Raw genomic sequence first — 15,525 nt, 5'->3', positions numbered from 1 at the left:
AGAACTCGGATGCGCCTGCCCTGAGGCGTGCTGAGGCGTCCGTGCCGGGACGTAGATGAACCATTCCGTCTAGCCTGTTGCACCTGCGAGCCATCAGGCACGTTGCGTGCGTTCCACACCTTGGAAGGTTCCTCCTGCGAAGCCCCATCATGCGGCGACTGATGTCGACCGCGAAGACGACACTGCTCCCGGCAACCACAGCCTCGGCACCAAAAAGGGCTTGCATTCCAACGAGCGATTAGACGACAGGCTCGATCCTTGGCAGACAGATAGGAACCGACCTGAACCAGTTCCGATGGATGGTCACGCTTCCGCTTGCAGGGCTGATGCCGATTTTTCGGGCTATCGCTGGAGCGGCGGAGTAGCGAGAGCCCTTTTCTCGGATGTAATCTGTGAGCTAGCATGGCTCCAAGTGCACGATCCGGGTTCCTGACCTGGACAACCCGCCGCTCTCCCTTGAAGCTTCCGCCGATGATGCGGAAGCTTTCGGTCACCCAAGATGGAAAGCGGCAAGGGAGCAGAGGGAACCCTGATCCCGACCTTTGCTGGCCCGCCACGCTCAAGCAGCAACGAAGAAGGTGATGATTTGCCCGTTCTACAAGCAGGACGTAGGCGATACATGCCACAACACTGTAGAGAGGCGGCAGCGAGCCATCACTCATTTGCAGTCCTGTAATGAGGATCTCAAGAGCCTCAAAGGGATCGTGTTTGGCTGACGAAGCCTACGCGAACCCATCGACTGCCTTCACGAGGTGTTTGGTGCTGGACACTAACCGTGGCGGTTAGCATAGCGCCGCTTTTTGGCGAGGTCCTTCTGCCCTTCGAGGGTCTTTGCACGAGCGATCATCTCCCGATAGCGACGGGTGTGTTTCTTGAACGACGGTTTCGTACGTGTCTTTCCGGCCATGAGTTTTCTCTCCTTTGAGGCGATGAAGCGTGAGCCTACGGTGGATTGTCAAATCTCGGAAGCATTCAGCAGTCCACCTTGGGCTGCTCTCTTCGTGCGAGGCGCTCCACAAGCTCCGTCAACCGCGTGGGGAGAGGAGCGTCCACCGGACCGTAGGCGAAGCGCAGTTGCTCTCCTAAGCGCCAAAGGTCATCGGATTCCGAGGCGTGGTTTGGTGGGACAGAAGCTGACGGCAAAAGCGTAACCGGTGGGGCGTCAGTCGAGAGCAAGGCTTGCATGGAGACACTCGGGTTGGTGGCACGGATGTGCAGGTCTACGCCCCGATGGTCTCGCCCTGTTCAGGGTCACTGTTGTGCAGTGCAACGGGGCATTGTGGCAAAACTGTGGATCGAGCATCAAGCATCGGCTCATCGCAGGAGGTATCACGATGGTGCTCGATCTGACTAAAGAGCAATTGGGTGTTCTCCGACGAGCTTTAGAGGCGAGAGCGCGGGACATGCGGATGCATCTGGGCAACGACCCTGATGACGAGGGCTTTCGACGTGAGGAATCGCTTACGATTCAGCTTCTGCGACAGGTCGAAGCGCTAGAACGGCAGAAGGGTCATCGCACCTGGGGTATCGGCTATACCGAGTCGCTTCCCGAAGACGATGAAGAATGATGGCAAGGGTCTAGTGCCAAAAATCACGAGTTCCTACCCGCTATCCACAGCCTCTTGAAATGATGGTTAACACTTCCTCAACGCTTCGCTAATTCTGGCAGTAGTGGTTTGGAGGCGGCAATGGGAAGCGGCGCGAAGGGTGGAATACGAGCTTCGACGATGTCCGACGAAGAGCTCCTTCGCACCATCGGTGAGGACCTCCGCACCTTGTACGCTGATATTATTCGCCAGCCCTTGCCGTCTAAGATTGAAGCGGCCTTGGCCCGTATTGATTATATGCAGCGCGAGAATGGCAACTTATCTCGACCGGGAACACACTGGACCAGGACAATACCTGGGCTTTAGCGGATGGCCGGCACCAAGGTTGTATGATGAAACAACATACGTCACCCCGCACCCTGAAGGACTACCCGAAGCGTACGTCTACGCAGATTCGGTACTTCGATCTTGATCGGCAAGGCCACGTCAACAATGCAGTCTTTGCCACCTTCTCGGAAATTGGCCGGGTCGACTTTTTCTATGATCCGACCAATCCGCTCGCACCAAGGGGAGCAAGCTTCGTTGTCGCACGGCTTCTCATCGATTATCACGCGGAAAACTTCTGGCCAGGCTCGGTGGACATCGGCACAGGCGTTCTCAGATTCGGCCGGAGTTCATTCATGTTGCGGCAGGGAATGTTCAGCAACGACCAGCTTGTCGCGACGGTGGAGGCCACAATCGTCATGATTGACGACGGGACGCGCCGTTCGGCGTCACTGAAGCCGCAAACCCGCGCTATCCTCGAGGAGCTGATCTTGACCGACATTACACCGAGGTGAACTTCGGTGCTGCTACGCACGCCACCCATAATCCAGACTTCCACGATGGCAATCAGAGATCGCATCCGTCCGGGCTCCGAAAGGAAAGTTGCGATCCCTGTCGATTGTCGGCGCCTCCCTGGTGCTCCGGTAACAGCCTTGGGATGCAGTGCCCAAGGACAACGTCCGGGGGCACACTGCTTGCAATGCTATGCTCCCTCGCCCCTTCAGCCCTTCACGGCTCGTTGCGCCAACGGTCGTTCGTCGTCTCGCCAGGCCGCTGGAGACGAGGAGCTCGCACGGCGCTCACAAACTTGCAGTTCAGCCCGCACGAGACAGAGCATGCCCCAGGGCACGCACACCGCGTTACTTCGCGAGCGAGCAGCCCCCTTCACCTTCAGGCCGAAAGGCCTGATCGCCCGGGACTGTCGCCACCAGCTTGTAGAGGTCCCATTCACCTTTGGATTCCTGGGGCGTCTTGACCTGGAAAAGGAAGGCATCATGGATCTTCCGCCCATCAGCGCGGATTTTGCCTTTGCCAAACAGCGGGTCATTCGTTGGCATTTCCTTCATCTTGGCCATGACCTGCTTGGCGTCCTTCGAGTTTAAGGCCGCTACGGCTTTGAGATAGTGCAGTGCGCCGGCATAGACACCTGCGTGCACCATCGTTGGCATTCGACCGCCCATCCGTTCGCCGAAGCGCTTCGAGAATGYCCGAGTTTGATCATTCGCGTCCCAATAGAAAGTCTCGCTTAAGACGAGACCTTGGGCCGTCTTCAGGCCCAGCGCTTTCACATCCGAGAGAAAGACCAGCAACCCAGCAAGGCTTTGACCTTGCTGGGTCAGACCGAATTCACCGGCCTGCTTGATCGAGTTGATGGTGTCAGAGCCTGCATTGGCAAGAGCAACGACCTTGGCGCCCGACGACTGCGCTTGCAGAAGGAAGGACGAGAAATCAGACGTCGGGAAAGGCGCTTTGACGGAACCGATGACCTTGCCGCCATTCTTCTGGACCACCGCCGTGGTATCACGCTCCAGAGCGTGGCCGAAGGCATAATCAGCGGTGACGAAGTACCATGTGTCCCCTCCCTGTTTGACTATGGCGCTGCCGGTTACATTGGCCAGCTGAATAGTGTCGTAGGTCCAATGCACGGTATTGGGCGAGCACCGCGATCCCGTAAGATCAGAGGCCGCGGCACCGGAATTAATGAAGATCTTGTTCTGATCACGCGTAATCTGGCTCACCGCAAGTGCCACGGAGGATGTCGGCACATCGAGAATTGCATCGACGCCATCCTTCTCATACCATTGTCGAGCGATGCTTGAGCCGACATCCGGCTTGTTCTGGTGGTCAGCCGTAATGACTTCAGCCGTGACACCCTTACTGTTCGTTGCCGCAAGGAAGTCTTCAACCGCCATACGAGCCGCAACCGCTGAACCTTCGCCGCCGATATCGGAATAGGCACCTGATCGGTCGGTGAGGACACCGAGCTTGACGGCAATCTGCGCTTGCGCAGCGCTAGCGGTAAGTCCGGCCAAGACAACGGCCGTTGCTACGAGCATCAGCTTCATCTGCAATTCCTCCCATTACTCGTATTTGTTTGTGCGCCAGCGTAGGTTGCCTTACGCAGAAGTGTTGTTCAAGGTCGATCGCGGCCAGAGGTACTACCTGTGGTCTGGGCCCGCCCACTTACTCTTCTGTCCATTGGGCTCTGATCGCCTCTGGGCCTTTCCTGAGACAATCTTGAAAACGTTGTATAAAACCTTGAAGGCCGTCAGCTTCGCTGATTGGCTGTCGCGGCAAATCATACAGCGATCCTTGCATTGAGGCTCGCGCGTACGTCGAACTCGCAGACCGGTACCGACTAAGCTTCGCGAGTGCCATCGTGCTCGCGTCGCTATGCGTTAAGGCATAGTCCTCAGGATATGCCAGGTGCTCGATTGGCTGATCCAGCGCCATTTCCAATTCAACCTTTGATCCTACAAGCTCGATAAGCGCCTCAAGCCTATCGAGCTGTGCCAAATTTCTATAGGTTGCAGTGTACGATCCGATTGACATTCCTGCTCGCCGCAGCTCGTGGAGATCTTTCAGGTTCATCATGAACTCCGATGGAGCGCAAAGCGCCGAACTCATTCTGAGTATCCGCTTGGCATCTGCCAGAAGATTGTCATTCGTACCTTGCCGGGACAGGTGAACCTGCCGCGCGAGTAGCGCGAAAATCCTGCCTCTCGAAAAAACCTGATCAGGCATTCGTAAGAACTCAGCGACCACCTGCCGGAGGGCTTCCTCTGGCGCTGCTGAGACCGCACGGTGGAGCCATTCTGGCCAGTATCCTCCTCGCCCTAGAACGGGATCTGACGTCACGAAGAAGGTTGCCGACAAACCATACCGCGTAAGGATCGGCAAAGCAGTTTCGATATTGTCTCTGTAACCACCGTCGAATGTAATTATGACGCAGTTGGTTGGGAAACTAACTTCGCCCCGTGACGCGATGAGCGAATCAAGCGTAACTACTGTCCAGTTTCTTGCCAGGTAAGCCATCTGCGCCTCGAACAGGCGTGGGCCTACGGCGAGTTCGGGCGGACGGTAGTCCCCCTGCGTACTAACAGAGCTGTAGCGAAGTATTATTGGACAGCGTTCGTTGTCGAACCAAGTGTCTTTCATAATCTTGCCTATGATAGTGCGCCCCGTCGTTGAACATCTCGAACGAACAACTTGCCCTTACGCCCGCAGAAATCCCAGGATGTATCGACCCTCCGGACCATCATTCAAGTTCCCGTCGACAGGTGTGCTGGTCTTGGCAAGTCAGCCTATGCACCTCATTCCTGGGACGCGCCGAACGGGTTGCGAGTTTCATTTCTGTCGGCACTCCTTTTACTGCCAGACCCGCACCCAATCGATATCCATTGGCAAATCTGAATTCCCATCCAACTGCATGACAAGGCTTTGCCGGTCAACGACTGAGAAGACGCGGTCGGCTCTGTCGGAGGTGCTTTGATCGACCGTCAGGCCCGCGTACGCCGATCCTCTGCCTGGCAACGGCGGCGAGCCGACAGGACCACGCCAGTGGGTTGCATTAAGTGGGACGTCATCGAAGAACCACTGGCAGAAACCGGGGTCCGAACCATTTTGTGGCACCCAAAGGACACCATAGGTGTGGTACTGGCTCCAATCCACGGCACCAACCTTCTGCAGCGAATTGCTGTTGACGATGTTGTTCTGCCACCCTTTGTGGACGTCGTATGTGCCGCTCCAGTCGTGAATTGTACCCTGAAATGTGGTCTTGCCATTGTATGTCTTATCAAAGGAAACGCCTGCCAGCTCGAAAATGTCGAGTTCGATGAAATGTCCATAGCCAGGAGCTTGCCCGGGCCAATGCGCATCGCCGACCGCAGCGTCATCGTAGATGTGTTCGACTGAAAATAGGTATATCCCGAAATTCCCGGACAGACTGCCAACCTGTTGCGGATCGAATCTCAATCTCACTTCGAAATACCCGCCGTTGCGCCATGCATTGCCGACGTAGCTCGTACCGTTCGCAATACCCGATTGAAGTCGCCCACGGCCTGTCCCGCCGCCGAGTTTCAAAACGGAATCGGAGATACTAATGCTGTCGGTGTTGGTCACGCCATTCCCCCACCATTGGTTGCGGTACCACTTGAATCCTGGCGCTCTTGTATCAGTCATATCAATCGTATTGATCGACGTGAAGTCATCGTAGAAGACGAGACGACGGTTTCCCGGCACTGCCGACCCGGATTTCAGAAACATGGCAGAGTCGTTGGAGCTCCCAACCAATCCTAAGATCGCTGCCGCAAACGCGGAAATAATGATGAATTTGGTATTGTTCGACATATGCCTCGCGGCCAACATTTGATTGCGGTGCGCCTTTTCCCGAAGCCACCTCGCTAATATGCTATCTCGGACTCTCGGGAGGGACATTCGGTCAGTTTGATAATCCGTGAACGTCGTGGAGCCCTGATTGCGTCCATCACCCCAGACAGGTAAAATTCGAGCCATGGTAACGGCCAGTCAGCTTCTAAGTTCGTCCGCTGCAACTGAAACGGATCAGTCGCGGCGGTGATCGGACATGTGTTCGTCATGAATGAGTAGCGGTATCCTGCTCGAACAATCAATGCAGCGGCCTCCTGGGAATAGCTTGCTTCCTCGCCCCCGACCCAGCAGAAGGTGTCAATGCATTGTCCAAGACGCTCTTCCATGAGCGCCTTTGCGCCGATGATTTCGTGCGTCAACGTCCTTTCTCCAAGCCCCGCGTGCAGTCGCGCATGTGTCATCGAGTGGCAACCAAGTATATGACGACGTCCGAGATCCCGGGCCTCGGCCCAGGTCATGAATAGCCCTTCTGAAGCACCCTCCTCGTTCGGCACACGAATTCGGTGTAGCTTGGCAAGTGACTGCTGATTGAGCGTTGGGTCGTTAGTAGAAGTTTCGATCAGCCCAACCGGCAGGAAGAACCAGCCGGTCAAGCCATACTTTTCGAGCAGAGGTGCCGCTACAGAAAAATTGGACCGCAATCCGTCATCGAACGATATGATAAGTGCCGGCTTGTCCCCGTTCCACTGTCCGGAGAGAACCTGACGGAGCCCATCGGAGCCAACCGAGATGTAATGCCGGGACAGAAAGTCGAACTGGCGATCAAGGTTCTGAGCCCAGCACCGTGGTGTTGCATGGTAATTCACAGCTCTCAAGAAGCCAGTACCAAGCCTCGCGTGCAACATGCGGCTGCTGAAGCCTGTAATGCCGCTGCTGCGCGCCAGATCAATGACAGTCTGCTTTAGACGGGCGGATAAGGACTTTGTCACGACAGCACCACGTCCGACTTTGTTGAAAAACTTTATATTCTAAGGTACGCGTCTCGGCGAGACGACATCTTGGCAAACAGAAGGTTGCGCCTTGCCTGGCTAAGACTGGCTGAAATCAGCCACTATCAAATACACAGTCTGACACTTCCGTTCGCGCTCCAGAGGCACCGCCTCAGTGTCTGATCACGGGCTGGTCGTGTCCCCCCTGTAATCGCGATTGCGCACTGTCGCTTGCACAATGGCTATCCGGTGCGGGAGAATCTTGAACAGATACGGCTTGTCCTCTGGCGAGCCGCTCCAAATTCATCGCTAGCTCATTGACGATTGTGTGACGATTGTAGCGGGCGGCGCGAGCAGCGGCGTTGCTGCCCCATCTTTCGAGATCGGCCGTATTTCTCGTCAACCCTGTAAGAAATACCGGTATTCGGTCGATTTCTGTCCATTCGAAATGCGGCCCAGGGACCGCTTCGCGCATTTCTTGTCCAAGAGGACTGCTGCTGTCACACACAGCAAGGATAGGCGTGCCCGCCGCCAAACCCGTTACCAATTTGCTTGGGAAGAACGAGTCCCCTGTTCCGGGCTGCTCAGTGATGACGTAAAGGTCGGCATCCAACAGTTCATTCGCCAACTGGCTCGCGTCAAGGAATGGTCCAAAACTGAAGCGACTGTCGTTCACCTCGGCCAGCCATAGCTTGAGTTCTTCGGCGGCACCACCAGCCCCGAAGATACGAAACTGGAAGGGTGCGTCGCTCTCATGCAGGTGACGGCAGAAATCTAACAGGTTCTGTTTGCGGCCGATGTTGCCAGCGTACAGGAGCCGGATGGGCGAGTGGGGTCCGGCAAGTCTTGTCGGCGGCTGCGCAGCAAACCGCGCCATCAGATCTTTGTCCGCCCAGTTCGGGAGGAGAACGATCGGCTGACCATGGCGCCGAAGCGGCTTCAGTCGATCTATCATCACGGGAGAAATGCTACTCCAGACATCTGCGCAATTGAAGACGAACCGCTCCGTGGCACCGAGGAGACGGGCCAGCAGTCTCGAGCGAACGATGCCAGTGGCGAGGGCCGCCGTGGTCGCGATGTCCTGAACATTCAACCAGATCCGCTTTTGAAATAGGAGCCGCGATAGGACCGCTGGAACAACCATCCCAAAATAGGGGCAGAACACCATGACAGCATCAAACCGGCGCATGCTGGGCACGAGACGGAGCAGAGACAGGAACACCGATGCTTCGAAGAGCATCCTCTGCCAGAGGGAGCGCGGATCGTGGGGGATGAAGAGACCAAACCTTACGACATCGACGCCGCTCTCGCGATACCGCCGAAACCGCAACCCGTTGTGACCGCTTTTGTCCTTCCATTCGGGATAGAACGGATACGGGCAGTATGCTGTAACCTCCATGCCGCGTTCGACCAGCGCGGCACACATGTCGGTGTAGACGGCACCGCCACCGCCTCGATCCGGGTGAAAATGATTGACGATCACCAGCAGTCGCATAATGCCTCCATACTTGCCGCCTTGTCAGCCGCGCGCTGCCCGAGCGTGGCCACTCGACGTCCAACGCTGTAGCATTCTGCGGCCAGCCTGATACTGTTGCTGCCCACGTTATCAGCCCGTCTTAGCTAGACGCGGCATCCAACCTTCGACAATCTCCTCGACGCAGGTCTGCACACTTTTGGTGATGTTCCAGTCCGGATAGTCTTGCCGGATTCTTGATAGATCCGAATAGTAGCAGATGTGATCACCTTGGCGGTGCTGATCCGAATAGGAAGAATTCATAGGCTTTCCGGTAGTGCTTTGGACGAGCTCGAAAGCTTCGAGCATTGACACGCTGTTGTCTTTTCCCCCTCCAATGTTGTAGACCGCAGCTACTCGGGGCTGTCTGAAGAAATTATCGACGAACCGAACAACGTCTGCAGAATGAATATTATCTCTAACCTGTTTTCCTTGATAGCCAAAAATAGTATACTTTTTATTCTCCAGGTTGCATTTGACGAGATAGCTCAAGAACCCATGCAATTCTACGCCTGAATGATTGGGACCGGTGAGACATCCCCCGCGCAAGCAGCAAGTAGGAATTCCAAAATAGCGCCCGTACTCCTGTACCATGATGTCTGCACTGAGCTTTGAAGCGCCGAAGAGGGAGTGTGTAGACTGATCTATACGAAAGTGTTCTGGAATTCCCATTGCAAAAGCCGGACTCGCATAGTCCCAGCGCTTTTCCAGCTCGACCAGCTCGAGTTCGTTTGGCGCATCACCATAGACCTTGTTCGTGCTCATGAAAACAAAAGGCGACTCGGCCGAATGCTGCCTGTTCGCCTCCAGCAAGTTGAGGGTTCCGACAGCGTTCACTTCGAAATCAACGAAAGGAATTTCCCGCGCCTTGTCATGGGACGGTTGAGCGGCGCAGTGGAATATTCCGTCGAACCGCTCCTGCCGAAACAGCTCAGACACGGCCTGCCGGTCACGAATATCGAGATTGAGACACCGAAAGGCAGACGTTTCTGCGAGCAACCGATCGCGACACCATGTTGTATCGCCTGCGGGTCCAAAAAACTCAGCCCGCATGTTGTTGTCAATTCCAACGACTTCGTGCCCCTGCGCATCGAAGTAGCGGACGGCTTCCGAACCAATTAGGCCATTGGCTCCAGTGACTAGGATTTTCATAGTCGAAATCAACCTCCATGGACCTCTGGCGAGCCTTGACGACGGCTCTATTGCCCTGTGACCACCTTCGTCAGCCTTGCCGGTGCGGCCGGGGCCGCCTCTTCCTGGACAGACACACGCTCGATGAGAAAGCTTCCGAGCGCGAGCATATCCATCTGCGTTCGAACGAAGCAATCAAGCGCTTCTGTAGGGCGGCAGACAACGGGCTCGTTCTCGTTGAAGGAGGTGTTCAGAATCATAGGAACACCCGTCAGAGATTCAAACGCTTTGATCAGACCGAAGTAGCGAGGGTTTCCTTTTGCATCGACGGTCTGTAGCCGACCCGATCCGTCGACATGCGTGACGGCTGGGATCAATGAGCGCTTTTCGGCACGGATCTGATAAACCTTCATCATGAAGGGAACGTCATCGTCCGCCTCGAACCAGCTGGGGACCGCCTCTCGCAGAACAGATGGTGCAAACGGACGAAACGACTCACGGCGTTTGATCTTACGATTGAGCAGATCCTTCATATCCGGGCGGCGTGGGTCGCAACAGATCGACCGGTTTCCGAGGGCACGGGGTCCCCACTCCATCCGCCCTTGGAACCAGCCAATGACCTTCCCATCCGCAATTGCTTGCGCCACCCGCGTGCAGAGTTCGGCTTCATTCTCGACCCGTCGCACGCGGCATCCCTGTTCTAGCAAATCGTCTTCGCGGTCCTCGATAAGTTGCGCCACTAGGTCGTCACTGAACTCGGGACCCCAATAGGCATGCGACATGACAAAACGCGAGCGCGCGAAACCGAGCTTGTGGCATGCCGAATAGGCTGCGCCAATGGCGCCACCTGCGTCTCCGGCCGCGGACTGAATATAGACATCCCGAAATGGCGTACTTTGTCTGATCCGTCCGTTTGCGACAGAGTTGTACGCGCACCCACCTGACAACGTTATGGCAGGAATCTTATATCGCTCGTAGAGGCGATTGAGAAGGTGGAAGGCGRCCTCCTCATACATTGCCTGGACAGAGCGCGCAATGTCGTGATGTCGCTGCATAAGCTCCTGATCCTTGCTTCTTGGCGGGCCCAGCATCTTCTCAAGTTCAGGGGTGTACCAAGCACCCAGGCTTGGCGAGCCGCCATCCCATTCATAGGGCACGTCTTCCGAATGGTGCCTGAAGAATCGGAGGTTGAGGCGGAACGTTCCGTCCGGCTGCAACTGCACGATCTGGCGCATTTCATCCATAAACTTTGGCGTGCCGTAGGGCGCAAGGCCCATGACCTTGTACTCGTCACCATAGTTCAGGAAACCCAGGTACTGGGTCAGCGCTTGATAGAAGATCCCCAACGAGTGCGGGAAAAGCACCTGTCCGTCGATCCGAAGATCATGGCCACGTCCGACCCCCCATGCGGTGCTGGCAAAATCGCCAAAGCCATCGAGCGATACGACCACCGCTTCACGGAAAGGAGACACGTAGAATGCCGATGCCAAGTGCGCATCGTGATGCGGAACGCGGTGAATGCGGCCCGTGAAAGATTCGCCGGGGAAGGCAGCTCTCAAGGCCGGTTCTAGCGCAGTCCAACTCTGCCGGTTGCGCCATCTCGAAGTAACAAGGCCAAGCGACGGTCGATGCCGTAACGCATAGCTGATTTTATGGCCTAGATTCTTGTAGGGGTTCCGATTGATCGCCAKATGATCCACTTGGTTCAGTGCGATACCAGCCTCAGACAAGCAGTAGCGGATCGCTTCACTGGGAAAACCCGCCCAGTGCTTGACGCGCCGAAACCGCTCCTCCTCAGCCGCAGCAAGCAAGTCGCCGTCTTTCAGGAGGCATGCAGACGAATCCGCATGGTATGCATTGATGCCAAGAATATACACCATTATCCTGAAGTCTCCCTCACCTACAATTAGCCCGGAACTTTCCGCCCCTGTCCAAGTCCTGATCGCTCGGGAGCCGGTCAAGCGGACCGGATATCGGCAATCCTTGCTGTAAGTTCGTGTGCTGAGTCAGCGCCGTACGATAGCCGGCCAGCAGTTGGCTCATCACGACATCCCAGTGAAATTTCTCCACAACAACGGCCCGCCCGGCGTCGCCCAGGCACTGGCGGCGGACGGGATCGTCGAGGAGGCTGTGCAGAGCGCGGCCGACCTCGACAGCGTCGCAGGAGGTTACAAGTCCTGCCTCGCCATACTGAACCTCGCGCCAGATTTTCACTTGGTTCGAGATCACGACGGGAAGGCCTGCCGCCATAGCCTCGACGACAGCCATGCCGAAATTTTCCGTGTATGACGGGAGCGCGAAGATGTCCGCATCCCGTAGGGCTGTCAACTTCTCGTCGCCGACCAGCATCCCGGTGAACATGACATTCCTCCCCACGCCAAGGTCCTGTAGCTTGGCGCGTACCACGCGGGCATACCCGTCAATGTCTGGTCCTGCGATCACAAGCATAACATCATCGCGACGCCTCGCGATGTCAGCAAAAGCTGCGACAAGAATGTCCAACCCCTTCACCTTAGTTACACGCCCGAGATGCATGATAATTTTCTTGTCGCCCAAGCCGTGCTTGGAGCGGAATTTGCCAGGTTCGGGCAGAGTCGAAAATTCGTCGGCCTCGATCCCATTCGGGATCACGATGCCGGGCGCGCGGAGTTTCAAAAACTCCGCGCTACGCATCTCTTCCTGTGTCGTATAATGCAGCAATGCAGCGCGGTTCAGGTTAGGGAATTCGATCAGGCGCTCATAGATTCGCTTCAGCGTGCGCCGCTCCCGCTTATGATAGAGATATGGGTCAAGGCTACCATGCGGGCGGACTAGGTAAGGCACCCGAAATCGTTGAGAATAGTAGGCTGCAGCCGCTAGCGGGAAGCGGTAGAGCCCGTGAATGTGCACCAAATCAACGTTAGGAATTACTCTTGAGAGCGCACGGGCCATTTGTCTCGAAATAAGCAGACCGGGAACGTCTACTGGGAAATAGGTAACTGGAACGCCCTGATGGTCAACCGGAGCACCCGTTGGTACAGCCATCGTCCCATTCGGGTAATCTCGATTGGTCGTGAAAATCATCGCGTCGTGTCCCGCACGCTCGAGCCGCCTCGCAATTTCGAGGCATACCTTTGCGGGTCCGCCGTAGCGCGGTGAGAGTGTTGGAATGACGTGAAGTGTCTTGATTTTCGACAAGGTCATCGAACACTTACTACATGATGAACCATCCCAGCCGGCGGACAATTTAGACGTATACGCCGAACGGATGATAGCCACGCACAGACAATCTGTTCTTCATTCTCCATAATGACCTACAATTGCAAGGAGATCGCTGATGCCGATCCTGAGAACCACCAAAGAATGGCTTAAATTCGCTGCGATGCGGTGCTCTGGCGCGGTATTGCGGCATCATCACCGTGCATTTGACAACTCGGCGCGACGCTACATGGAGACGCACATCCTGCCTGCAGTCGCGAGCCATCCCTCGTCGCGTGTTTTGTTCGTGGGATGTCGAAGCTACACGTTTCATTACAGAGAGATTTTCCAGCGGAACGGCATCGACTATTGGACGTGTGATATCGATCCTGCTGCGAGAGTCTGGGGCGAACGTGGCAAGCACGTAACCTGCGATGTTAAAGTTCTGGATCGGCACATCCCACCCGGATCGTTCGACTTCATCCTCCTGAATGGAGTTTTTGGTTATGGCGTCGATGATGCATCCGCAATGGACCAGACCATCCGTAGCATTTGTCGTGTGCTGCGACCGGCCGGACATCTCTTGATCGGATGGAACAACAACCGTGTTCCCGACCCGCAGGTCCTTCCCGCCATTGCAGCAAATTTCGAGCGTCCCACCGCGCTCAGTCTTCCCGCGCGGAAGACCTTCACAGACCATAGTCATGTCTATGATCTGTTCCGGGTTGGGCATCATCACCACTAAGGAACCGGCATCTCGGTTTCGTCCAGCTCTCATATCGGGTCATTTCGGAGGACATGACCGCTTGAGGTCTCATGTCCGGCATCTAGACGAATTTCGTCATGCCGCTTCTTGATTGATAGCAGTGTCTCCGCCCAGCGGTCCGGAGTGTATTGCAGCGATAACTGGGCACTTCTGCGCCCCATTTCAACTCGTTGCGCGGACAGGAACTGCGTGAATTGCAGCATTGCCCTGGCAAGCTGGCCCGGATCCCCAGCATCAACCAGAATGCCGTTGTAGCCATCCTGAACAAGGTGGGCCGATGCTCCGCAACTCGTGGTGCAGATGACCGGCAGCCCTACGGTCGTCGCCTCGTGGATGGACAGGGACCATGTTTCGAAATGACTCGTCAGAACGTAGCACCCAGCCGCAGCCAGGGCGCTCGGCAACGCCTCTGGCTGAACAAAACCTCGCAGTTCCACCCCATCCAGGCCCTGCAGCCTGTACGCTTCCGGTCCTGTGCCGCAGACGATCAGCGACCACGGCATGGGCGTCAATGAGCGATACTGTCGGTACCCTTCGGCCAGGACATCAATCCCCTTTTCCGGCGAGAGCCGGCCGACATACAGAAAACAATGCGGGGGTTCCTCATCAGGCAGTATCGGGCGACGCGCTGCAGCGAATGCGGAATAGTCACAGGTATTGAGACCGTAAAGCGTACTTCGCCCAGTAAAACCCAGTTTTCGAGCAAACGCCCCGGACGAGCTCCCGGAAACCCAAGCCAGGTCAAATAGCGGCTGGATATACCAACGACTTACCAGGGCTCCGAGATGCTGTCGTGCCCGGCCGTGCCACTGGTTATCCATACATAGCACCCGCGTTGCGCGCCCACGGTAAAGCCGGGCAATCCGACGATATGCGGGAATATTCCAACCGCAAATTAGAAGGACGTCGGGTTGGAATGCATCCAGCTGCGGCAGAAGGTCCGGAAGAGCCGGCAATCGCGGAAATATATACCGGTTGGTCAACCAGCTAAACTGCTCGTCTGAGAAAGGAGCCTGACTTCTGGCCTTGCGATGACTGATGAATAGGTCGATGTCCCCATGACACACAAGTGCCCGCAGGCTGGCGTCCATGTAGCCCGATAGAGCGTTCCAGAGTACTGCAACACGCAACTCTCACCTCCAAATCATCTTGGCCTTTCAAACGATCCTAACCGGTCAATCGCTTATCAGCCGCTAGTGCGAAAAATTGAGAAAATTCCATTCTGTCGCGCTGTGCCGCGCGAGCCCCACTGAGGGGTTTCGCGAGAAAATATATCAAGAGCACTTGTGTTGGGAATCCCAGCGAGATGTACATTGGCTCAATCACCCACAGGACACAAAGATTGCTGACAAAAAATGCAATAATCACCTTCGAGACCCAACGGTCGCCTTTCTCCAACGTTGTGTCGCAAGTCCTTCGCGCATGCGCCGCCAAAAGCCAAATCATGGCGATCACCAAAACTAGCGCACCGATAATGCCTGCTTCACCAATCAGTGAGAGGTAGCCGCTATGGCCCCCCTGTGAAAATTCGATGCGAAACCCATTGCCGAGGAAGGGATGCTTGAGTATTTCCTCCACTGCGAATGTCATGAGCGTCGTGCGACCGGTCATACCAGAACCAAGTCCACTCTCCGGATCATGGAGCCTAAGCCATTGGACAACCCCGTCCATTACTGCGGACTGATGCAGCGCAGCTACGCAGGCACCTGCGACAACGGCCGTGCATAAGACCCCGACGAACCGAATTGG

At 56.0% G+C, this 15,525-nt stretch carries 14 protein-coding genes; 3 read left to right on the top strand and 11 right to left on the bottom strand.

The window, feature by feature from the left end:
- Window positions 1-769: 769 nt before the first annotated feature.
- Window positions 770-907, bottom strand: a complete 138-nt coding sequence (locus ACXJKO_RS23300) for a hypothetical protein (RefSeq protein WP_457093457.1) — start codon at window positions 905-907, stop codon at window positions 770-772.
- Between the two features lie 427 nt (window positions 908-1,334).
- On the opposite strand from ACXJKO_RS23300, the gene ACXJKO_RS23295 reads away from it, so the two are divergent.
- Window positions 1,335-1,568, top strand: coding sequence for a hypothetical protein (locus tag ACXJKO_RS23295; RefSeq protein ID WP_457093456.1), 234 nt, complete (start codon window positions 1,335-1,337; stop codon window positions 1,566-1,568).
- Between the two features lie 371 nt (window positions 1,569-1,939).
- A complete protein-coding gene (locus ACXJKO_RS23290; protein ID WP_457093455.1) occupies window positions 1,940-2,386 on the top strand; it encodes an acyl-CoA thioesterase in 447 nt (148 codons plus the stop codon).
- 345 nt (window positions 2,387-2,731) lie between these two features.
- Here ACXJKO_RS23290 and ACXJKO_RS23285 read toward each other — a convergent pair whose 3' ends face one another.
- From ACXJKO_RS23285 to ACXJKO_RS23250, 8 genes are all read right to left on the bottom strand, one after another.
- On the bottom strand, window positions 2,732-3,928 hold the full coding sequence (locus ACXJKO_RS23285; protein ID WP_457093458.1) for an ABC transporter substrate-binding protein: 1,197 nt from the start codon (window positions 3,926-3,928) through the stop codon (window positions 2,732-2,734).
- A 127-nt stretch (window positions 3,929-4,055) separates the two neighbouring features.
- The gene (locus ACXJKO_RS23280; protein WP_457093454.1) at window positions 4,056-4,907 is read right to left on the bottom strand and encodes a polysaccharide deacetylase family protein; all 852 of its coding nucleotides are present in this window, start codon (window positions 4,905-4,907) and stop codon (window positions 4,056-4,058) included.
- Between the two features lie 333 nt (window positions 4,908-5,240).
- The gene (locus ACXJKO_RS23275; RefSeq protein WP_457093453.1) at window positions 5,241-6,221 is read right to left on the bottom strand and encodes a hypothetical protein; all 981 of its coding nucleotides are present in this window, start codon (window positions 6,219-6,221) and stop codon (window positions 5,241-5,243) included.
- A 53-nt stretch (window positions 6,222-6,274) separates the two neighbouring features.
- On the bottom strand, window positions 6,275-7,189 hold the full coding sequence (locus ACXJKO_RS23270; protein ID WP_457093452.1) for a polysaccharide deacetylase family protein: 915 nt from the start codon (window positions 7,187-7,189) through the stop codon (window positions 6,275-6,277).
- A 172-nt stretch (window positions 7,190-7,361) separates the two neighbouring features.
- Window positions 7,362-8,684: a glycosyltransferase gene (locus ACXJKO_RS23265; protein ID WP_457093451.1), complete on the bottom strand. Its 1,323-nt coding sequence runs from the start codon at window positions 8,682-8,684 to the stop codon at window positions 7,362-7,364.
- A gap of 111 nt (window positions 8,685-8,795) precedes the next feature.
- Window positions 8,796-9,854: an NAD-dependent epimerase/dehydratase family protein gene (locus tag ACXJKO_RS23260; RefSeq protein WP_457093450.1), complete on the bottom strand. Its 1,059-nt coding sequence runs from the start codon at window positions 9,852-9,854 to the stop codon at window positions 8,796-8,798.
- Window positions 9,855-9,901: 47 nt separating this feature from the next.
- A complete protein-coding gene (locus ACXJKO_RS23255) occupies window positions 9,902-11,713 on the bottom strand; it encodes a carbamoyltransferase family protein (RefSeq protein ID WP_457093449.1) in 1,812 nt (603 codons plus the stop codon).
- A 16-nt stretch (window positions 11,714-11,729) separates the two neighbouring features.
- The gene (locus tag ACXJKO_RS23250) at window positions 11,730-13,016 is read right to left on the bottom strand and encodes a glycosyltransferase (RefSeq protein ID WP_457093448.1); all 1,287 of its coding nucleotides are present in this window, start codon (window positions 13,014-13,016) and stop codon (window positions 11,730-11,732) included.
- 133 nt (window positions 13,017-13,149) lie between these two features.
- Here ACXJKO_RS23250 and ACXJKO_RS23245 point away from each other — a divergent pair, with 133 nt between their 5' ends.
- Complete coding sequence (locus ACXJKO_RS23245) at window positions 13,150-13,755, top strand: class I SAM-dependent methyltransferase (protein ID WP_457093447.1); 606 nt, start codon at window positions 13,150-13,152, stop codon at window positions 13,753-13,755.
- A 29-nt stretch (window positions 13,756-13,784) separates the two neighbouring features.
- On the opposite strand, the gene ACXJKO_RS23240 is transcribed toward ACXJKO_RS23245, so the two are convergent.
- Window positions 13,785-14,906 (bottom strand): glycosyltransferase family 4 protein, encoded by a 1,122-nt coding sequence (locus tag ACXJKO_RS23240; RefSeq protein WP_457093446.1) that lies wholly within the window; start codon window positions 14,904-14,906, stop codon window positions 13,785-13,787.
- Window positions 14,907-14,943: 37 nt separating this feature from the next.
- The coding region (locus ACXJKO_RS23235; RefSeq protein ID WP_457093445.1) for a hypothetical protein at window positions 14,944-15,525 on the bottom strand (582 nt) is incomplete at its 5' end.

This window comes from Microvirga sp. P5_D2 (assembly GCF_054049475.1).
This window is presented reverse-complemented; position numbering and strand designations above follow the sequence as displayed.